General features: G+C 64.9%; 17 protein-coding genes and 1 tRNA gene. 10 read left to right on the forward strand and 8 right to left on the reverse strand.

Translation table 11 applies throughout. The features are described 5' to 3' along the window. Positions 1–12 precede the first annotated feature (12 nt). Positions 13–786, reverse strand: coding sequence for a sulfite exporter TauE/SafE family protein (locus RP6297_RS11035; protein ID WP_037028185.1), 774 nt, complete (start codon positions 784–786; stop codon positions 13–15). Between the two features lie 154 nt (positions 787–940). Here RP6297_RS11035 and RP6297_RS11040 point away from each other — a divergent pair, with 154 nt between their 5' ends. The 5 genes from RP6297_RS11040 (at position 941) to ilvD (ending at position 6,211) form a co-directional block, all read left to right on the forward strand. Further along, on the forward strand, positions 941–1,882 hold the full coding sequence (locus RP6297_RS11040) for a CysB family HTH-type transcriptional regulator (RefSeq protein WP_012762606.1): 942 nt from the start codon (positions 941–943) through the stop codon (positions 1,880–1,882). Between the two features lie 40 nt (positions 1,883–1,922). Then, positions 1,923–3,092 (forward strand): ABC transporter substrate-binding protein, encoded by a 1,170-nt coding sequence (locus RP6297_RS11045; RefSeq protein WP_037028184.1) that lies wholly within the window; start codon positions 1,923–1,925, stop codon positions 3,090–3,092. A gap of 21 nt (positions 3,093–3,113) precedes the next feature. Next, complete coding sequence (locus RP6297_RS11050; protein ID WP_037028182.1) at positions 3,114–3,998, forward strand: NAD(P)-dependent oxidoreductase; 885 nt, start codon at positions 3,114–3,116, stop codon at positions 3,996–3,998. A 66-nt stretch (positions 3,999–4,064) separates the two neighbouring features. After that, positions 4,065–4,149 (forward strand) — tRNA-Leu (locus RP6297_RS11055). Positions 4,150–4,351: 202 nt separating this feature from the next. Beyond that, the gene (gene ilvD / locus RP6297_RS11060) at positions 4,352–6,211 is read left to right on the forward strand and encodes a dihydroxy-acid dehydratase (protein WP_037028180.1); all 1,860 of its coding nucleotides are present in this window, start codon (positions 4,352–4,354) and stop codon (positions 6,209–6,211) included. 83 nt (positions 6,212–6,294) lie between these two features. Here ilvD and dkgB read toward each other — a convergent pair whose 3' ends face one another. Further along, positions 6,295–7,101, reverse strand: coding sequence for a 2,5-didehydrogluconate reductase DkgB (gene dkgB, locus RP6297_RS11065; protein ID WP_037028178.1), 807 nt, complete (start codon positions 7,099–7,101; stop codon positions 6,295–6,297). 24 nt (positions 7,102–7,125) lie between these two features. Continuing rightward, positions 7,126–8,328 carry an MFS transporter gene (locus RP6297_RS11070; protein WP_037028176.1) on the reverse strand — a complete coding sequence of 401 codons (1,203 nt, stop codon included), beginning with the start codon at positions 8,326–8,328 and terminating at the stop codon, positions 7,126–7,128. Positions 8,329–8,657: 329 nt separating this feature from the next. Between RP6297_RS11070 and RP6297_RS11080 the strand changes: the two genes are divergently transcribed. Both RP6297_RS11080 and RP6297_RS11085 read left to right on the forward strand, forming a co-directional pair. Continuing rightward, positions 8,658–9,095: a MarR family winged helix-turn-helix transcriptional regulator gene (locus RP6297_RS11080; protein ID WP_012762682.1), complete on the forward strand. Its 438-nt coding sequence runs from the start codon at positions 8,658–8,660 to the stop codon at positions 9,093–9,095. Between the two features lie 4 nt (positions 9,096–9,099). Further along, entirely contained in the window at positions 9,100–10,917 is a 1,818-nt protein-coding gene (locus RP6297_RS11085) for a chloride channel protein (protein ID WP_037028175.1), read from the forward strand. Positions 10,918–10,919: 2 nt separating this feature from the next. On the opposite strand, the gene RP6297_RS11090 is transcribed toward RP6297_RS11085, so the two are convergent. Both RP6297_RS11090 and RP6297_RS11095 read right to left on the reverse strand, forming a co-directional pair. After that, positions 10,920–12,587, reverse strand: coding sequence for a GGDEF domain-containing protein (locus tag RP6297_RS11090; RefSeq protein WP_037028173.1), 1,668 nt, complete (start codon positions 12,585–12,587; stop codon positions 10,920–10,922). A 1-nt stretch (position 12,588) separates the two neighbouring features. Next, positions 12,589–13,590: an NAD-dependent epimerase/dehydratase family protein gene (locus RP6297_RS11095; RefSeq protein WP_009277422.1), complete on the reverse strand. Its 1,002-nt coding sequence runs from the start codon at positions 13,588–13,590 to the stop codon at positions 12,589–12,591. An 80-nt stretch (positions 13,591–13,670) separates the two neighbouring features. On the opposite strand from RP6297_RS11095, the gene RP6297_RS11100 reads away from it, so the two are divergent. The 3 genes from RP6297_RS11100 (at position 13,671) to RP6297_RS11110 (ending at position 16,737) form a co-directional block, all read left to right on the forward strand. Further along, entirely contained in the window at positions 13,671–14,720 is a 1,050-nt protein-coding gene (locus RP6297_RS11100) for a CDP-6-deoxy-delta-3,4-glucoseen reductase (RefSeq protein ID WP_009241295.1), read from the forward strand. 271 nt (positions 14,721–14,991) lie between these two features. Further along, entirely contained in the window at positions 14,992–16,179 is a 1,188-nt protein-coding gene (locus RP6297_RS11105; RefSeq protein ID WP_009241296.1) for an acetylornithine transaminase, read from the forward strand. A gap of 81 nt (positions 16,180–16,260) precedes the next feature. Continuing rightward, positions 16,261–16,737 carry a GNAT family N-acetyltransferase gene (locus RP6297_RS11110; RefSeq protein WP_009241297.1) on the forward strand — a complete coding sequence of 159 codons (477 nt, stop codon included), beginning with the start codon at positions 16,261–16,263 and terminating at the stop codon, positions 16,735–16,737. A 67-nt stretch (positions 16,738–16,804) separates the two neighbouring features. Here RP6297_RS11110 and RP6297_RS11115 read toward each other — a convergent pair whose 3' ends face one another. Genes RP6297_RS11115 through RP6297_RS11125 form a run of 3 tightly spaced genes read right to left on the reverse strand, consistent with a single transcriptional unit; the run spans position 16,805 to position 19,455 of the window. Further along, the gene (locus RP6297_RS11115; protein WP_009241298.1) at positions 16,805–17,521 is read right to left on the reverse strand and encodes an ABC transporter ATP-binding protein; all 717 of its coding nucleotides are present in this window, start codon (positions 17,519–17,521) and stop codon (positions 16,805–16,807) included. Positions 17,522–17,537: 16 nt separating this feature from the next. Next, on the reverse strand, positions 17,538–18,314 hold the full coding sequence (locus RP6297_RS11120) for an ABC transporter ATP-binding protein (RefSeq protein ID WP_009241299.1): 777 nt from the start codon (positions 18,312–18,314) through the stop codon (positions 17,538–17,540). Between the two features lie 13 nt (positions 18,315–18,327). Beyond that, positions 18,328–19,455, reverse strand: coding sequence for an ABC transporter permease subunit (locus tag RP6297_RS11125; protein ID WP_004632011.1), 1,128 nt, complete (start codon positions 19,453–19,455; stop codon positions 18,328–18,330). Positions 19,456–19,464: the final 9 nt, after the last annotated feature.

Genomic DNA, 19,464 nt, shown 5'->3' on the forward strand with positions numbered 1-19,464 from the left:
TGAAGTCATGCATCACGACACCAGCTTGATGGCCGTGATCGTCAACGTGGCGGCAAGCGCGCCGCGCACCAGACGCTCCGGCAGATTCTTGGACAGGCGCGCGCCCAGCCAGATACCCGGGATGGAGCCCACCAGCAGCGACACCAGCAGGTTCCAGTCGATGGTGCCCAGGTACATGTGGCCCAGGCCCGCCACGGCGGTCAGCGGCACGGCATAGGCGATGTCGGTGCCGGCCACTTCGGCGCTCTTCAATTCGGGATACAGAATCAGGATGAGCGTCGCACCCACGGCACCGGCACCGATGGACGACACCGTCACCAGCACGCCCAGCACCGCGCCAACGAGAACGGTGGCTGCGGCCAGCGCCGTGCCTTGCAGGCGATAGCGCGGGTTGCGGGCTAACCACCCCAGCACGCGCTGACGGAACAACAGCGAAATCACGGTCAGGATGACCGACACGCCAATCGTCAGGCGAATCACGTGCATCCATTCGGCGTCGAGGTTGCCGGCGCTCTTCAGCACGATCACGGTCACCAGCGCCGCCGGCAGGCTGCCCAGGCAGAGGCGCTTGACGATGTCCCAGCGGATATGACCGTGGCTGCGATGCGCGATCGTGCCGACGCCCTTGGTCAGCGAGGCGAATGCCAGGTCCGTCCCCACTGCGGTCGCCGGCGAAAAGCCGAACATCAGCGTCAGCAGCGGCGTCATCAGCGAGCCACCGCCAACGCCCGTCAGGCCGACCAGGAGGCCGACCAGCAGACCGGAAATCGTATAGGCAAGCGTCATGGCGCAGGGACAGTGAGGGCGTGTTATCACGAAGTCCGAGCATCGTAATGAACTGGTCTCATATTCCAAACCAATAAAAAATTGTTTGTTTATATGGCGTCGGTTATAAGTAGCGCTCAGTTCGCACTCGTTCTTCCTTATCGACCGCGCAGCCATGAACCTCCACCAATTCCGCTTCGTGCGCGAAGCCGTGCGGCAGAAATTCAACCTGACAGAGGCCGCAAAAGCGCTCTATACATCACAGCCCGGTGTCTCCAAAGCCATCATCGAGCTGGAAGAGGAACTGGGCGTCGATATCTTCACCCGGCATGGCAAGCGCATCCGGGGTCTCACAGAGCCCGGACGCCGCATCCTCGCCTCCGTCGAGCGCGTGCTCGAAGAAGTTGAAACCCTCAAGCGTGTCGGCAAGGACTACGCCGCACAGGACCAGGGCAACTTCACCATCGCGACCACGCACACGCAGGCGCGCTACGCCCTGCCCAAGGCGATTGCCGAATTCACGCGCAAATATCCCAAGGTGCGCCTTTCCATTCAGCAGGGCACGCCCGCGCAGATCGCCGAGATGGTGCTGCACGACCAGGCCGACATCGCCATCGCCACCGAAGGCATGTCGCACGTGAAGGATCTGATCTCGATCCCCGGCTACCAGTGGCAGCATGTGGTGGTGACGCCGCCTGACCACCCGCTTCTGTCGCGCCAGCACCTGACGCTGGACGACCTGAAGGGTTATCCGATCATCACGTACGACCACCACTTTGCCGGTCGGCCCAAAATCGACCACGCGTTCGAACTGCGCCAGATCAAGCCCGATATCGTGCTCGAAGCCATCGACGCGGACGTCATCAAGACCTACGTGGAAGTGGGCCTGGGCGTGGGCATCGTGGCCGGCGTGGCATTTGACGCCGAGCGCGATCGCAACCTGCGCGCCATTCCGGCCGGCCACCTGTTCGGCACCAACGTCACGCACCTGGGCGTCAAACAAGGCGCGTACCTGCGCGGCTTCGTCTACACCTTCATCGAACTGTTTGCGCCAACGCTGACGCGCAAGCTGGTCGAACAACTCATGTCGGGCGATCACGAAGCATACGAGCTGTGATCCGCCCGCATTCGCAATGCCTGAACTTCCCGGAGACTTCATGACGACCCGACGTCGCCTGCTGTGCGGCATGGCCCTCTTTGCCAGCGCTGCCGCACTTGCCCTGCCCGCCCGCGCCGACATGCGCGTGGGCGTGGTCCTGTCGACCACCGGCCCCGCCGCCGCCATCGGCATTCCCAGCAAGAACACCGTGCAGATGTGGCCGGCGACCATCGGCGGTCAGCGCGCGCAGGTCATCGTGCTGGACGATGCCTCCGACCCGTCGATGGCGGTGCGCAACGTGCGCAAACTGATCGCCGAAGACAAGGTAGACGTGATCGTCGGGCCGACGATCGTGCCGACGGCGCTGGCGTCGCTCGATGCCGTGGCCGAAGGGCAAACGCCAATGATCACGCTGGCAGCATCTGCCTCCATCGTCGAGCCGCAGGACGCCAAGCGCCGCTGGGCCTTCAAGATGCCGCAGAACGATTCGCAGATGGCCACGCTCGTCACCCAGCACATGGCCGACAACGGCGTGCACACCGTCGGCTTCATCGGCTTTACCGATGCGTATGGCGAGAGCTGGTGGCGTGAATTCTCGAAGCTGGCCGACGTGCGCAAGCTGCGCGTGGTGGCCAACGAGCGCTTTGCGCGCACGGATACCAGCGTGACCGGCCAGATTCTCAAGCTGATGGCCGCCAAGCCCGACGCCATCCTGATTGCCGGGGCCGGCACCCCCGCCGCCCTGCCCCAACGCACGCTGGTGGAGCGCGGCTACAAGGGCCGTATTTACCAGACACACGGCATCGCCAGCACCGAATTCCTGAAGGTGGGTGGCAAGGACGTGGAAGGCACCTTCTTCCCGACCGGCCCCGTGGTCGTGGCGCGCGAGCTGCCGGCCAGCCATCCGGTGCGCAAGGTCGCAGTGGAATTTGCTGATCGCTACGAGGCCAAGTACGGCCCCAACACCGTCACGCAGTTCGCGGGAGACGCATGGGGCGCGTGGGAGTTGCTCGACAACGCCACGGCGCGGGCGCTCAAGACTGGCGCCCAGCCAGGCACCCCCGCGTTCCGGGCTGCCCTGCGCGACGCGCTGGAAACCACGCGCGACCTGACCGTGCCCAACGGCGTGCTGAACCTGAATGCCCAGGATCACCAGGGCTTCGACCAACGTTCGCGCGTGATGGGCATCATCAAGAACGGCCGCTTCGCTTACGCCGGCCCGCGCTAAGTCAACACGCAGAGATTCGCCATGACACGCATTGCCTTCATCGGCCTCGGCAACATGGGCACGCCGATGGTCCGACACCTGATTGCCGCCGGGCACACCGTGCGCGCCTATGTGCGCCGTCCGGAAGCCGCCGACAACGCCCGCACCCTCGGCGCCGAGCCCTGCAACACCCCCGCTGAAGCGGCGCGCGACGCGGAGGTCATCTTCACCAACGTCACGTCCACGGCCGATGTGGAAAGCGTGCTGCTGGGGCCGGATGGTGTCATCCATGGCGCGCCGCGTGGTGCCGTGTGCATCGATCACAGCACGATCTCCGCCGTGGCCACGCGCCGGATCGCGGCCGATTTGGAAGCGGCGGGACTGGAGTTCCTGGATGCGCCGGTCTCAGGCGGCACCGCAGGCGCGCAGAAGGCCACGCTGTCGATCATGGTCGGCGGCAAGGCCGAAGTGCTGGAGCGCGTGCGCCCGCTGCTGCAGCTGCTGGGCACCACGATCACGCACGTCGGCGGCCACGGTGCCGGCCAAGTCGCCAAGGCGTGCAACCAGATCGTGCAGGTCATCAATATCCAGGGCATTGCCGAAGCCATGCTGTTTGCGCGCGCCCAGGGGACCGACCCGTCGCGTGTGCTGGCTGCCATCGGCCCGGGCTTTGCGGGCAGCCGCATGCTCGACCTGGAAGGGCCCAAGATGGCCGAGCGCAACTTTGCCGCCGGCATCGAAGCGCGCCTGCACGACAAGGATTTCGGTCTGGTGCGCGAGATCGCCCAGGAACTCGGCCTGCAGATGCCGGCGATGGAGCTGGTGGCTTCGCAGCTCAATACGCTGGTCGCCAACGGCTGGGGGTATGACGATACGGCGTCGCTGCTGCGCGTGCTCGAGCAGCAGAACAAGCAGCAGACCGATTGAGCGCCTTTCGGCCCGCCTTGTTCGGATGGCCGGACTTCTGGCATAATTGCCGGCTCATCAGCACCTGCCCGAGTGGTGAAATTGGTAGACGCAGGGGACTCAAAATCCCCCGCCGCAAGGCGTGCCGGTTCGATTCCGGCCTCGGGCACCAGAATTCAAGCCGCTTCTGTACACGCAGAAGCGGCTTTTTCATTGGACGCCCGGCAACGCAACGGCAGCCGGCAACACGCCCCGCGCGGCGTGGGATAATGGCGGCTTTGCCCCGGGCGCGGCTCAAGAGGTTGATCGCACGGGCGCGCGAGGGCCTTTATCCGCGTGGCCCGCCCCACCATCGACATTCTTCAGCACCCAAAATGCCCGCATACCGTTCCAAAACCTCCACCGCCGGCCGCAACATGGCGGGGGCACGCTCGCTCTGGCGCGCCACCGGCATGAAAGACGAAGACTTCCAGAAGCCCATCATCGCGGTGGTCAATTCGTTCACCCAGTTTGTTCCCGGCCACGTGCACCTGAAAGACCTGGGGCAGCTCGTCGCGCGTGAAATCGAAGCCGCGGGCGGGGTTGCCAAGGAATTCAACACAATCGCCGTGGACGACGGCATCGCCATGGGCCACGACGGCATGCTGTATTCGCTGCCCAGCCGCGACATCATTGCCGACTCGGTTGAATACATGGTCAACGCGCACTGCGCCGATGCCATGGTCTGCATCTCCAACTGCGACAAGATCACCCCGGGCATGCTGATGGCCGCCATGCGCCTGAACATTCCGGTGATCTTCGTCTCGGGCGGCCCGATGGAGGCGGGCAAGACGCGCCTGGCCAACCCCGTCACCAAAGCCATCGAGATCAAAAAGCTGGATCTGATCGACGCGATGGTGATCGCGGCCGACAGCAAGTATTCCGACGAGGAAGTGGCGGAAGTCGAGCGCTCGGCGTGCCCGACCTGCGGTTCGTGCTCGGGCATGTTCACGGCCAACTCGATGAACTGCCTGACCGAAGCGCTCGGCCTGTCGCTGCCGGGCAACGGCACCGTGGTCGCCACGCACGCAGACCGCGAGCAGCTCTTCAAGCGCGCCGGCCGCCGCATCGTTGAACTCGCCCGCCAATACTACGAGCAGGAAGACGAGCGCGTGCTGCCGCGCTCGGTCGGCTTCAAGGCATTTGAGAACGCCATGACGCTCGACATCGCGATGGGCGGCTCGACCAACACGATCCTGCACCTGCTGGCCATCGCCCAGGAAGCGGAGATCGACTTCACGATGGCGGACATCGACCGCCTTTCGCGCGTCGTGCCGCAGCTGTGCAAGGTCGCGCCGAACACGAACAAGTACCACATCGAAGACGTGCACCGCGCCGGCGGCATCATGGCCATCCTGGGTGAGCTGGACCGCGCCGGCAAGCTGCACACCGACGCACCCACCGTGCACGCGCCCACGTTGAAGGACGCGCTGGACCAGTGGGACATCGTCCGCACGTCGGATGAAGCCGTGCAGACGTTCTACCGTGCCGGCCCGGCGGGTATTCCGACGCAGGTCGCGTTCAGCCAGAACACGCGCTGGCCGAGCCTGGACCTGGACCGCGCCGAAGGCTGCATCCGCTCGAACGAGCATGCGTTCTCGAAGGAAGGCGGCCTGGCCGTGCTGAGGGGCAACATCGCGCTGGACGGCTGCGTGGTGAAGACCGCCGGCGTGGATGAAAGCATCCTCGTGTTCGAAGGCACGGCGCACGTGACGGAATCGCAGGACGAAGCGGTCGCGGACATCCTGGCCGACAAGGTCAAAGCCGGCGACGTGGTGGTCGTGCGCTACGAAGGCCCGAAGGGCGGCCCCGGCATGCAGGAAATGCTGTATCCGACCAGCTACATCAAGTCCAAGGGCCTGGGCAAAGCCTGTGCGCTGCTGACGGACGGCCGCTTCTCGGGTGGTACGTCGGGGCTGTCGATCGGTCACTGCTCGCCGGAAGCGGCTGCAGGCGGCGCGATCGGTCTGGTGCGCAACGGCGACAAGATCCGCATCGACATCCCCAACCGCACGATCAACGTGCTAGTGTCGGACGAAGAACTCGCACGACGCCGCGAAGAGCAGAACGCCAAGGGCTGGAAGCCCGCGCAGCCGCGTCCGCGCAAGGTATCGGCCGCACTCAAGGCGTACGCCAAGTTGGTCATGTCGGCGGACAAGGGCGCGGTGCGCGACCTGTCGCAATTGGACGACTGATGCAACACGGGCCCAGCGCGCGATCCACGTGAAAAAAGCCGCTCTTCGGAGCGGCTTTTTCTATTGCGCAGGTGGCGCGATGCTCAATCCCACTGCGGCGCGAGCCCGTCTGGTGAAACCTCCCGGCCGTTGCGCTCAAGCCCGGCAATCTGAGCCATGTCTTCGTCCGTCAGGTGCAGCGTTTGCGCGCGCAGGTTGCTCGCAAGATGCTCTCGCTTGGTTGACGACGGGATCACCGAATAGCCCAACTGCATCGCCCACGCCAGCACGACCTGCGCCGGCGTCGCTTCGTGCCGCTGTGCGATCGCGCCAATCACCGGATCGCCCAGCACCTTACCGTATGCCAGCGTCATGTACGACGTGACGTGAATGCCCTCGCGCTGCAGGAAATCGACGAGCTTGCGATTTTGCAGATAAGGGCGCAGTTCGATCTGGTTGGTGACGATGGCGTCTTTGCTAGCCACCGCAATCGCCTGTTGCGTCAGGGCGATGTTGAAGTTCGAGACGCCGATCTCGCGCGTCAAACCCCGGGCCTTCGCTTCGGCCAGCGCGGTCATGAATTCTTCGAGCGACACGCCGTTGTTGGGCGCCGGCCAATGGATGAGCGTGAGGTCGACGTAATCGGTGCGCAGCTTGGCGAGGCTGTCTTCGAGACTCGTCACCAGCTTGCTCCGGGCGTAGTTGTCGACCCAGATCTTGGTGGTCAGGAACAGGTCTTCGCGGCGCACGCCGGAGCTGGCAATGGCCTCGCCTACCTCCGCTTCATTGCCGTAGATTTGCGCGGTGTCGATGACGCGGTAGCCGAGTTCGAGGCCATTGCGGACCGAGTCGATGACAAGTTGGCCTTTCAGGCGGAACGTGCCGAGGCCGAAAGCGGGAATCCTGTTCATCTTGTGCTCCAACCGGAAGTCGAATCAGGGGTTCATGGCCAGACGCGTCCGGCGCTGCACGACATGCAGCCCGACCAGCGCGAGGCCAGCCGCGGCGATCACCGCGCCGACGATCGGCACGGCCGCATAGCCCAGTCCTGCGGAGATGGCCGCACCGCCCGCTGCCGCGCCCAGCGCGTTGCCGAGGTTGAACGCGCCCACGTTGACCGACGATGCAAGGCCCGGCGCTTCAGCCGCGGCACGCATCACGCGCATCTGCAGCGGCGGCACGACCGCGAAGGTGGCGATGCCCCACACCAGCAACGCGGCGGCCGCACCGATGTGCGTCTTGGCGAGCACGGGGAACGCGAGCATCGTCACGATCAGCAGCAACAGAAAGCCGATCAGGCTGCCGTCGAGCGAGCGATCGGCTAGGCGACCGCCGGCGATGTTGCCAATCGAAAAACCGATGCCGATCAGCACCAGCATCGCCGTCACGAATGCCGGCGAGGCGCCGGTCAGTTGCGCAAGTGTCGGCGCAACATACGTGTAGAGCGTGAACATCGCGCCCGCGCCGAGCACCGTGGTGGCAAGCGCGCCCAGCACGACGGGACGCGTCAGGACCGCGAGTTCGGCGCGAAGGTTGGGCATCTTGCCGGCATCGCCCCTCGGCAACGCGGTAATCAGACCCGCAATGGCGATCAGGCCGAGGCTTGCCGTGGCGGCAAACGACATGCGCCAGCCGATCAGTTGGCCGAGCCAAGTCGCAGCCGGCACGCCCCCAACGTTGGCGATCGTCAGGCCCATGAACATCGTTGCGACGGCGCTGGCCTGCTTGTCGCGCGGTACGAGGCTGGCGGCAACCACCGATCCCAGCCCGAAGTACGCGCCGTGATTGAGGCTGGTGACGAGCCGCGCGAGCAGCAGCGTCGTGTAGTCCGGCGCAACGGCTGACAGCAGGTTGCCGATGGTGAAGATGCTCATCAGCGCGATCAGCGCCTTGCGTCGCGGCCAGCGTGCCAGCAGCAACGTCATGATCGGGGCGCCCACCATCACGCCAATGGCGTACGCGCTGATCAGCATGCCTGCCTGCGGAATCGATACATGCACGCCGTCGGCAATCACGGGTAGCAAGCCCATCGGCGAAAACTCGGTGGTGCCGATGCCAAAGGCGCCGGCGGCAAGCGCGAGCAACGGCAGCGTCGCGCTGCTGCGCGCGGGCTCGACGGAAGTGTGGGTGGGGTTCATGCGGTGTACTCCAAAGCAGAGGGTTGGAAAGCGGGCAGAACCTCTGCCGCGATTTCCGCAAACCTTTCAGCAAGCGGGCGACGATTCCTGCGGAAATGCGATGCGTCCGATGCGTGCGCCAAGGCGATGGTCGCAGCAGCGAGCGTCCGCGACCGGCGCAATAAGCATGGACCGTAGTGTGCGTGCTCCACCTTTGCAGAAAAACCCGTCCGTCGACGAAACAGTCTTGATTGCCAATCAACAATCGGTGTCACTCAGAACGCATTCCGGGTTGGCACCAAAATATGTCATATCGTGATATATTCCGCCACGAACCTTTTAATTCCGCCATGTCCACCCCCGCACGCCCTTTGTCCAAGCAGGATTTCGAGAACCTCTCCGATTTCCGCTACCACCTGCGTCGCTTCCTGCGCGCCTCCGAAGATCTGATCCACGCCAAGGGCATTACGCCCCTGCAGTATCAGTTGCTGCTGCACGTGAAAGGCTATGCCGGGCGCGAATGGGCCACCGTCGGCGAACTGGCCGAGCGCCTGCAGGCCGCGCCGCACGGCACAGCGGCACTCATCACGCGCTGCGAAGAAGCGGGTCTGGTCGAAAGGCGCCAGAGCGACACCGACGCACGCCAGGTCGAAGTCCATCTCTCCAGGAAGGGCGACCACCTCGTCGCACTGCTGGCCGGGCTGCACCAGAGCGAGCTGTCGGCATTCAGCCGCGCTTTCAAGCTTCCGCACCTCGATCAACCCACCGAACCAGCCGCCGAGCAGTAACGTCATGCAAGCCCTTGAACACCAACCGCATCGGCGCGACTTCGCGACCGACACCACGCTGTTCCGCACCACTGCGCTGGCGGTCGTCATCGCGGCGTTTGCCACATTGGCCGCCGTGGCGCTGCTCAACCTGATCCGCTTCTTCACCAACCTGTTCTTCTTCCAGACGTTGTCGCTGGCGGACCGCTCGCCGGCCGCCAACACGCTGGGCGCCTGGGTGATTGCGGTACCGCTCATCGGTGGGCTGATCGTCGGGCTGATGGCGCGCTTCGGCTCGGAGAAGATCCGCGGCCACGGCATTCCCGAGGCCATCGAGGCCATCCTGTTCGGCAAAAGCAAGATGTCGCCGAAGGTGGCGGTGCTCAAGCCGCTGTCGTCGGGCATCGTGATCGGCAGCGGCGGCCCGTTTGGCGCGGAAGGCCCGATCATCATGACGGGCGGCGCGATCGGCTCGCTGTTCGCGCAGTTCTTCAAGCTGACGGCCGCCGAGCGCAAGACGCTGCTGGTGGCTGGCGCCACGGCCGGCATGACGGCCGTGTTCGGCACGCCCGTGGCCGCGCTGCTGCTGGCGGTGGAACTGCTGCTGTTCGAATGGCGCCCGCGCAGCATGCTGCCCGTGGCGGTGGCATGCGCGGTGGCGGGCTTCCTGCGTGTACTGGTGCTGGAGCCCGGCCCCCTCTTCCCGCTGGACACCGCACCCGCGACGCTGCCTGCGCTGGGCTCGTGCGTGGTCGCCGGATTGCTGTGCGGCGCGCTGGCGCGCTCGCTGTCGATGGCGCTGTACAAAACCGAAGACCTGTTCGGCCGCCTGCCGATCCACTGGATGTGGTGGCCGGCCATCGGCGGCCTGGTGGTTGGCATTGGCGGCTATTTCGAGCCGCGTGCGCTGGGCGTCGGCTACGACGTCATCGGGGATTTGCTGCACAACCATCTCGCCATCCGCGTGGCGCTGGCGCTGCTGGTGGTCAAGGCCATCATCTGGGTGATCGCGCTGGGCTCGGGCACGTCGGGCGGGGTGCTTGCCCCGCTGCTGATGATGGGCGCCGGCTTGGGGGTGTTGATCGGCCCGGTGCTCCCCGGCGGCGACCCGGGCCTGTGGCCGCTCGTGTGCATGGCGGCCATGCTGGCCGGCGTCCTGGGCGCCCCGCTCACAGCCATCGTCTTCGCCTTCGGGCTCACACACGATGTGAACGCGCTGCTGCCGATTCTGCTGGCGGTGGCGGTGTCCTACGGTTTTGTCGTGCTGACCATGCCGCGCTCGATCATGACCGAGAAGATCGCGCGACGCGGCTTCCACATCTATCGCGAATACGCTGTTGACCCGCTCGAGCGCCACGCCGTGGAAGAGGTGATGACGCGTTCGGTGCAGACCATCGACGCACAGGCCACGCTGGCCGATACACTCGCCGACCGCTTTGGCGCCACGCAGGCGCACCGAGCGTTTCCCGTGGTGCGAGGTGGGCCGAATGGCACGTTGATCGGCATGCTCGACCGCGATGCGCTGCTGGCGGGCCAGAAGCGCGGTGCCGTCACCGTGGCCGAGTTGTTTGGTGCGAATGCCCCCGTGATGGCGCTGCCCGGTGAGACCTGCCGCATCGTCGCCACGCGCTTGGCAGTGCATGGGCTGGAGCGGCTGCCGGTGGTGGCCGATTCACAATCACGCGCGCTGGTGGGCATTGTCTCGCGCAGCGATTTGGTCAAGCCGTCGCTCGCGTTTTTTGATGAAGAACAGCGCCGCGAGCGCTTCCGCCGTGTGCCGCTGTCAGGCACGCGAACGCATCTTGAACTGCGCCGTCGGCGCGCAGGCCGCGTCGCGCGGTAATTTCAGCCGGCCACGTGCCGGTTACGCCCGCTTTCCTTGGCGCGATACAGCGCCAGATCGGCGCGCTTGAGCATCTCCGAGGCAGTATCGCCCGGCCGGCAGACCGTCATGCCCATGCTGACGGTCATCGACAGCCCGGTCGGGAAGCTTTCGTCCGTCTCGGCCACCGCCGTACGCAGGCGCTCCGCCACCTCGGTGGCGGTTTCCAGCGTGGTGCGGCCCATCACCATGGCAAATTCCTCGCCGCCCAAGCGCCCGACCAAGTCACTGCTGCGCAGTACGCCCGTGGCAAGCGACGCAAAGCGCTGCAGCGCCATGTCCCCCACAGCGTGGCCCCATGTGTCATTGATGCGCTTGAAGTGATCCAGATCGGCCAGCACGAGCACAAGCGGTTCGGCACGATTGTGCGCACGCGCGAGCACCGTATCGAACAGCGCCAGGAAGCGGCGGCGCGTCAGCACACCGGTCAGATGGTCGAAATGCGCCTCGTTGGCGAGCGCGCTGTTGGTGCGCTGCAGCCGCTGGTTCAGATGGCGCGTCACGCGGTGGTGCTGCCGCTCGCGCACCAAAGACCACGCCACCAGCGCGAACGTCACCAACACACTCACGAACAGCACAAAGCCGATCATGCGGTTGCGCGCATGGTTGGCGATTTGCTGGCCCCACGCCGGCAGCGGCTCGGCCACGACGACCGTGAGGTCCGCACTGGCATTGCGCGACACGGTCAGCGATGGCATCGCACTGCCCTCGCGCCAGGCCAGCGTATCGCGCACCTCGGCCGGCACCCAGGCGGGCACATCGCGATGCGCCCTCGCGGTAGGCTGATAGGGCCAGGGCTCGAAGTCGACGCGTTGGTAGGCGTTGTACCGGTCGCTGGCGCCCATGTGCTGCAGGCGAGCATCCGGCAGGACCTTGCCGACCAGCGATGCATCGGTCGACAGAATGATCAAGCCGTTCGGATCGGTCACCAACGATGTCGGGTGCGATACCCAGTGCTGCAGCCTCGCGAGGCTCACTTTGGTGCCCATTGTTGCGACCAGGTAACCTCCGGCGTCATATACCGGCGCGGCGAAGAACAGGCCCGGCACGCCCGTCACCGGGCCGATCGTGAACTGCTCGCCCAGGCCACCGAGCATCGCCTCCTTCATGTACGGCTGCATGCTCAACTGCACGCCGACGAACGAATCGGCATGACCGGCGTTATTGGCCAGCACCACGTAATTGTGTTGGTTCACGACCCACACGTAGTCCAGCCCGAGATTGCCTGCGGTGGCGTTGAGGAAAGCATCGATGTCGACCACTTCCGGGTGCGACATCGCCTCTTCGGCACATGAGCCCTGGTCCATCAAGTTCCAGCGCCGGGTGTCGACGCGCGCCACCGCGCGCGGGATAGCGTCGATCTGCGCGAGCGTCTGCGGCAGCGCGCGCAGCAGGGCCACGTCGGCGGTGATCTGGCTCGACATTCCCTCCGCTACCTGCGCAGCCAACTGGCGCCGCGCATCGACCATCTGCTGCATGTCGCGCGCACCCATCGAATCCGCCACGAAACAGGCGGCAAACCACGACGCTCCTACGCCCACCACCGCCACCGACAGCCAAAGCGCCAGCGGCGCAACGCGCAGCCAGGCGCCGTGCGACGACGTTGCAGGGGCGGGCTCAGGCGCCTTCACGTCAGACCTCGCTGCTCAGGAAATCCGCCACCGTCGGGTAGCGCAGCGCCACGCGCAACTCGCGCGCAAGCCGCGTGTTGCGCAGCCGGCGCGACTCGCTCATGAAGGACAGCAGCGCAGGCTCGATCTGCTGGAGGGCCTCCGCGCGGGAAATGCGCGGCGGGCGCTGCAAGCCGCGCGCGTCGGCCACGGCGTCAAAGTAATCGCCCATGCGCAGCTCCGATGCGTCTGTGGCATGCACGATGCGCTGCGGTCTCCCCCGGAACAGCGCGGCAATGACCGCGCGGGCCAGGTCATCGGCGTGGATGTGGTTGGTGTAGACATCGTCCTGCGCGCGCAACGCGGGCGTTCCGCGTTCGAGCCGGGCAACGGGCAGCCGGTCCGCTGCATAGATGCCGGGAATACGCAAAATCGACGTGCGCCAAGCGCCGCCCGCACCGAACCAGCGCACGCGGCGTTCGGCGGCGACGCGGCGTTGTGCACGCGCGGTGCGCGGTTTCACGGGGCGGGATTCGTCGACCCAGGCACCGCCCGCATCGCCGTAGACCCCGCTGGTGCTGGCATACACGAACGCGCGTGCTTGGAGGGGGGTTTTCAAGCGGCCAGTGAGGCCACCCGTCCTGCGCGCCCGCTCGGGTAAAATGCGGTGCTTTGTGGCGGTGGAATCCGGAGACGGTTGCGCCAGCGTATGCAGCAGCGCGGCCGTACGTGGATCATCGTTGCCGACAGCAGGCGGCGGTGCCAGATGCAGCACGCGAGGGCTTAACCCTCGCAGGCGGCGCAGCGACGCGGCATCGTCCAGATTGGCGACAATCGGCACGGCACCCGCCTCGCGCAACGCAGCGCGGCCTTCGAGACGCGAGGTGACGGCAAAGACGCGAAAACGCGTGCGGAGCAATGTCAGGCAGCGTTGCCCGACATCGCCGCAGCCGACGATCAGCACGCGTGGAAGTCCCAGGCGTGGCGCAGGTTTGGATGGCCGGGCGACTGACTGATTCATCATCGGCCGTGCTGCCGGATTGACCACCATTGCATGCCCAGACGGGCGACCAGACACTCTTTTCAACATATTCGGATTGTAGTATGGCTTATCAGATCAACGTGCTGCCCAGCGGCCGCCAGTTCCAGGCCGAAGACGGCGAGACCATCCTTGCAGCGGCGCTGCGCCAGGGCATCGGCCTGCCGTACGGCTGCAAGAACGGCGCGTGCGGCTCGTGCAAGGGCCATGTGCGCGAAGGCTCTGTCGTACAGGGCAACCACTCGCCCAACGCGCTGACCGCCCAGGAGACCACCGAAGGCCGCGCGCTGTTCTGCTGTGCCACGCCGGCCACCGACGTCACCATCGAAGTGCGCGAAGTGCACGGCGCCGGCGATGTCCCCATCAAGAAGATCCCGTGCCGCGTCGCGTCGCTGGAAAAGGCCGCGCCGGACGTCACTATCGTCAAGCTGCAACTGCCTGCCACCGAGCGTATGCAATTTCTGGCCGGGCAGTACGTGGAATTCCTCCTGCGCGACGGCAAGCGCCGTAGCTACTCGATCGCCAACCCGCCGCACGACGACGGCCCGATCGAGCTGCACATCCGCCACATGCCGGGCGGCGCCTTTACCGACTACGTCTTCGGCGCCAAGGAAGGCGCCCCGGCCATGAAAGAGCGCGACATCCTGCGCTTCGAAGGCCCGCTGGGCAGCTTCTTCCTACGTGAAGAATCCGACAAGCCGATCATCCTGCTGGCCTCGGGCACTGGCTTCGCGCCCATCAAGGCGATCATCGAGCATGCCCAGTTCATCGGCAGCACGCGCCCCATGACGCTGTACTGGGGCGGGCGCCGCCCGCAAGACCTGTACATGCACGCCAAGGCCGAAGAATGGGCGCGCACGCTGCCCAACTTCACCTACGTGCCGGTCGTCTCCAACGCACTGCCGGAAGACGCTTGGACGGGCCGCACCGGCTTCGTCCACCAAGCCGTGATGGCCGACCACCCCGATCTGTCGGGCCACGAGGTCTACGCCTGCGGCGCGCCGGTGGTGATCAACTCGGCGCGTACGGAGTTCGCCGCCCAATGCGGAATGCATCCGGACGCGTTCTTCGCCGATTCCTTCACCTCAGAGGCCGACCTACACCCGGCCGGCTGACGTTGCACAAATCCAAAGAAGGCCAAAATTTCGTTTTGACTTGACTTGGCATCCGTCTTATTCTTCCGCCTTATGAACCAAGCCCTGCACCTCCGACGCCGCCGCACGTTGCTCCCTCCGGGAAGCCGCGCGGCTGTCTGCTGATTGCATATCGGGTTCACAGGATTCGACGATCACAAGGCCACGGGGCGCCCCCCGTGGCCTTTGTCTTTTTCCAACGCGCGTTTTTTCGGTTTTTCATCTTCCTGCCGCCTTTTTCTGGAGCTTTGCCATGGCGTTTGCTGACTACCCCGTCCAGTCCCTGATGTACATCACCAACCGGCCCGAGATCGTCTTCACCGAAGGCAAGGGCTCGTGGCTGACGGACCACAACGGCAAGCGATACCTGGACTTCGTGCAAGGCTGGGCTGTCAACTGCCTCGGCCACTCCAACGACGGCATGATTGAAGCGCTGAACGCGCAGGCCAGGAAGCTGATCAACCCGAGCCCGGCGTTCTACAACGAGCCGATGGCCAAGCTGGCCGGCCTGCTGACGGCGCACAGCTGCTTCGACAAGGTGTTCTTCGCCAACAGCGGCGCCGAAGCCAACGAAGGCGCCATCAAGCTGGCCCGCAAGTGGGGCAAGAAGCATAAGAACGGCGCGTTCCAGATCATCACGTTCGACCACAGCTTCCACGGCCGCACGCTCGCCACCATGAGCGCATCGGGCAAGGCCGGCTGGGACACCATCTTCGCGCCGCAGGTGCCGGGCTTCCCGAAAGCCATCCTGAACGACATCGCGTCGGTGGAAGCGCTCATCACCGACGAGACGGTCGGCGTGATGCTTGAGCCGGTGCAAGGCGAAGGCGGCGTGCTGCCGGCTACGCCGGAATTCATGCAGCAACTGCGCGCGCTGACCAAGAAGCACAAGATCCTGTTGATCGTCGATGAAGTGCAGGCCGGTTGCGGCCGCTGCGGCACGCTCTTCGCCTACCAGCTCTCGAACATCGAGCCGGACATCATGACGCTCGGCAAAGGCATCGGCGGTGGCGTGCCGCTGTCGGCCCTGCTGTGCACGGATGAAGTCGCCAGCTTCGAGGCCGGCGACCAGGGCGGCACCTACAACGGCAACCCGCTGATGACGGCCGTCGGCTGCTCGGTGATCGAGCAACTGCTGGCGCCGGGCTTCCTGGCGGGCGTGCAGGAACGCGGCACCTATCTGCGCACGCAACTGCTCAAGCTGAGCGACGAGTTTGGCCTGGCCGGCGAACGCGGTAACGGCCTGCTGCGCGCGCTGCTGCTCGGCAAGGACATCGGCGGCCAACTGGTCGAAGCTGCACGCGAGATGAACCCGACGGGCCTGCTGCTGAATGCTCCGCGCCCGAACATCCTGCGCTTCATGCCTGCGCTGAACGTGACGACCGAAGAGATCGACACGATGATCGGCATGCTGCGCACGCTGCTGAAGGCGCACGCCTAAGGCGTACTGCATACCCTGGGGCGGCGCGCAATGCGTCGCCCTGCATCGCCCTATACCCCTGTTCCCACTCCGAGGTTTGCCATGGCCGTGACGCGAGAAGTTCCGGCCACGGGAATCGTTTTGTCCGATGATTCCGCGTGGCTCCCGCTGGACGACATCTTCAACTTCCTGTCGCAGGAAACGTTCTGGGCTCGCGGCCTGCCGCGCGATGTGTTCGATCGATCGGTTGCAAACTCGCTCTGCTTCGCCGCTTATCGGCTGGACGGCGATGGCTCACATGGGGAGCTTGTTGGTTTTGCGCGCGTCATTACCGATCGGGCGACGTTCGCCTACCTGTGCGATGTGTTCGTGCTGCCGGCGTTGCGCGGGAAAGGCATCTCACACGCTTTGATGGACTTCCTGCGCGAGCACCCTGACCTGCAGACGCTGCGCCGCACAGTGCTCGTAACAACGGGCGCCGACTGGCTTTATCGCAAACACGGCTTTGCCGATGTGCCGGAGGGTGTCGGGTTCATGCAATTGCATCGGCCGAATATCTACACAGCGGCTTCTGCCTGAAACGCGGGTCGCGCGCAAAAGAAAAAGCCCCGCAATCGCGGGGCTTTCTCGTGGTGCTTGAGGGTGCTTACTCGCCCAGGTAGGCCGCACGCACCTTCGGATCGTCCAGCATCTGCTTGGCATCGCCGCTCATGGTGATGAGACCGGAGTCCATCACGTAGCCGCGGTGCGCAGCCTGGAGTGCCAAGCGCGCGTTCTGCTCGACGAGCAGCACGGTCACGCCTTGCGCCGAGATGTCGCGCACGACCTCGAAGATCTTCTCCACCATGATCGGCGAGAGACCCATCGACGGCTCATCCAGCAGCAGCAGCTTCGGTTGGCTCATCAGCGCACGCGCCATGGCCAGCATCTGCTGCTCGCCGCCCGACATCGTGCCGGCCAGCTGGTTTGCACGTTCCTTCAGGCGCGGGAAGATGCCGAACATGCGGTCGATGTCAGCCTTGATGTTGGCCTCGTCGTTGCGCGTGAAGGCACCCATCTGCAGGTTTTCAACGATGGTCATGCGCGCGAACACGCCGCGGCCTTCCGGCACCATCGCCAGACCCTGCTTGAGCAGGTTGTAGCTCGGCACGCCCTTGATGGACTTGCCCAGATACTGCACGTCACCGCCGGCCCAGCCCTGCAGGCCGGTGATGGCCTTCATGGTGGTCGTCTTGCCGGCGCCGTTGGCACCAATCAGCGTGACCAGCTCACCTTCGCGAATCTCCAGATCCACGCCCTTCACCGCCTGGATGCCGCCGTAAGCGACCTTCAGGCTGTCGATCTTCAACATTACTGGTTTCATATTCCGTTCCTCTGCGTCAGTGCGCTGACGCGCCGAGGTAGGCCTCGATCACGGCCGGGTTGCTCTGCACTTCATGTGGCAAGCCTTGTGCGATCACCTTGCCGTAATCCAGCACGGTCAGGCGGTTGCACAGGCCCATCACCAGCTTCACATCGTGCTCGATCAGCAGGATGGTCTTGCCGTCGGAACGGATCTTGTCGAGCAGGCCACGGAGTTCCACCTTTTCCGTGGCGTTCATGCCGGCGGCCGGCTCGTCCAGAGCCAGCAGCTTGGGCTGCGTGGCCAGGGCACGGGCGATTTCCAGACGACGCTGGTGGCCATACGACAGGTTGCGCGCCGTGTAGTTGGCGTACTTGCCGATGCCGACGTAGTCCAGCAGATCATGCGCCCAGTCTTCGATGGACTGCTCTTCCTCGCGTGCCGCCTTGGTGCGGAACACCGCGCCGATCAGGCCCGCCTTGGTGCGCACGTGGCGGCCCACCATGACGTTTTCCGCCGCAGTCATGTCGCCGAACAGGCGGATGTTCTGGAACGTGCGAGCAATGCCGGCCTTGGCCACTTCGTGCACAGCGGTCGGCTGGTAGGGCGTGCCGCCCAGCACAAACTCGCCTGCGTCAGGCGTGTACAGGCCCGTGATGACGTTGAAGAACGTGGTCTTGCCGGCGCCGTTCGGGCCGATCAGACCGTAGATTTCGCCTTCGCGAATTTCCAGGCTCACGTCGGACAGCGCTTGCAGGCCGCCGAAACGCTTCTGGACTCCTCGGATCGAGAGGAGGACGTTGTTATTGCTCATGTGCGTGCCTCCATCAGATACGGGACAGTCCACCAGCCCGCTGCTTTTGCGGACGGTCTTCCTTGCGCGGCGAGGGCCACAGGCCCGACGGGCGATACAGCATCACCACCACCATCGCCAGGCCGAACAGCAGCTGACGAAGCACTTCCGCTTCCACGATCACATGGCCGAACAGCTTGTTCTGCACCGGCTCGGCCAGCGCACGCAGCAACTCCTGGAAACCGACCAGCAGAATGCCGCCCAGGATCACGCCCGGGATATGGCCCATGCCGCCCAGCACCACGATCGCCAGGATGTAGATCGACTCCCACAGCACGAACGATTCCGGCGACACGAAGCCCTGGAACGACGCGAACATCGCACCCGACACGCCACCGAACGACGCACCCATCGCAAAGGCCAGCAGCTTGATGTTGCGCGTGTTGATGCCCATCGCCTTGGCGGCGATTTCATCTTCACGCAGCGCCACCCATGCACGACCGATACGCGAGTTCTGCAACCGCAGGCACACGATGATGATGATCGCGGCCAGGATCACGAACAGGTAGTAGTACATGTAGACCGAGTCGAAGCGGATGCCGAAGAAATCGTGGCGCTTCGAAAAGTCGAACCCGAAGATCTTGACCGGCTCGATCAGGTTGATGCCCTTCGGACCGTTGGTGATGTTCACCGGGCGGTCGAGGTTGTTCATGAAGATCCGGATGATTTCACCAAAGCCCAGCGTCACGATGGCGAGGTAGTCACCGCGCAGCTTCAGCACCGGCGTGCCCAGCAGAATACCGAATAGCGCCGCCAGCCCGGCTCCGAGCGGAATCACCCACCATACGATCAGGTGCAGCCCGTTAGGGAACAGGTTGTGGATCCACTCGAACTGATTGGACAGGTGCGGCGAACCCAGCAACGCCATCATGTAGGCACCCACCGCATAGAACGCGATGTAGCCCAGGTCGAGCAGGCCGGCAAAGCCCACCACGATGTTCAGGCCCAGGGCCAGCATGATGTACAGCAGTGCGAAGTCCAGCACGCGCACCCAGTAGTTGCCACCTGCGGCTCCCACGATGAACGGCGCGAAGATCGCAAGGATCAGGAAGCCGTACAACGCGGCGCGCGTCTTCATCGGCGCTTTGAAATTTTCTGTCATGGCGCTCCC

Origin of the sequence: Ralstonia pickettii, from assembly GCF_016466415.2 — a bacterium.
In the GTDB taxonomy this organism is placed as follows: Bacteria; Pseudomonadota; Gammaproteobacteria; order Burkholderiales; family Burkholderiaceae; genus Ralstonia; species Ralstonia pickettii.

What these genes read in the sequence shown, in the direction of transcription:
- RP6297_RS11035 (WP_037028185.1), bottom strand. Translation starts at nt 786, where the DNA reads ATGACGCTTGCCTATACGATTTCCGGTCTGCTGGTCGGCCTCCTGGTC.
- RP6297_RS11040 (WP_012762606.1), top strand. Translation starts at nt 941, where the DNA reads ATGAACCTCCACCAATTCCGCTTCGTGCGCGAAGCCGTGCGGCAGAAA.
- RP6297_RS11045 (WP_037028184.1), top strand. Translation starts at nt 1,923, where the DNA reads ATGACGACCCGACGTCGCCTGCTGTGCGGCATGGCCCTCTTTGCCAGC.
- RP6297_RS11050 (WP_037028182.1), top strand. Translation starts at nt 3,114, where the DNA reads ATGACACGCATTGCCTTCATCGGCCTCGGCAACATGGGCACGCCGATG.
- ilvD (WP_037028180.1), top strand. Translation starts at nt 4,352, where the DNA reads ATGCCCGCATACCGTTCCAAAACCTCCACCGCCGGCCGCAACATGGCG.
- dkgB (WP_037028178.1), bottom strand. Translation starts at nt 7,101, where the DNA reads ATGAACAGGATTCCCGCTTTCGGCCTCGGCACGTTCCGCCTGAAAGGC.
- RP6297_RS11070 (WP_037028176.1), bottom strand. Translation starts at nt 8,328, where the DNA reads ATGAACCCCACCCACACTTCCGTCGAGCCCGCGCGCAGCAGCGCGACG.
- RP6297_RS11080 (WP_012762682.1), top strand. Translation starts at nt 8,658, where the DNA reads ATGTCCACCCCCGCACGCCCTTTGTCCAAGCAGGATTTCGAGAACCTC.
- RP6297_RS11085 (WP_037028175.1), top strand. Translation starts at nt 9,100, where the DNA reads ATGCAAGCCCTTGAACACCAACCGCATCGGCGCGACTTCGCGACCGAC.
- RP6297_RS11095 (WP_009277422.1), bottom strand. Translation starts at nt 13,590, where the DNA reads ATGATGAATCAGTCAGTCGCCCGGCCATCCAAACCTGCGCCACGCCTG.
- RP6297_RS11100 (WP_009241295.1), top strand. Translation starts at nt 13,671, where the DNA reads ATGGCTTATCAGATCAACGTGCTGCCCAGCGGCCGCCAGTTCCAGGCC.
- RP6297_RS11105 (WP_009241296.1), top strand. Translation starts at nt 14,992, where the DNA reads ATGGCGTTTGCTGACTACCCCGTCCAGTCCCTGATGTACATCACCAAC.
- RP6297_RS11110 (WP_009241297.1), top strand. Translation starts at nt 16,261, where the DNA reads ATGGCCGTGACGCGAGAAGTTCCGGCCACGGGAATCGTTTTGTCCGAT.
- RP6297_RS11115 (WP_009241298.1), bottom strand. Translation starts at nt 17,521, where the DNA reads ATGAAACCAGTAATGTTGAAGATCGACAGCCTGAAGGTCGCTTACGGC.
- RP6297_RS11120 (WP_009241299.1), bottom strand. Translation starts at nt 18,314, where the DNA reads ATGAGCAATAACAACGTCCTCCTCTCGATCCGAGGAGTCCAGAAGCGT.
- RP6297_RS11125 (WP_004632011.1), bottom strand. Translation starts at nt 19,455, where the DNA reads ATGACAGAAAATTTCAAAGCGCCGATGAAGACGCGCGCCGCGTTGTAC.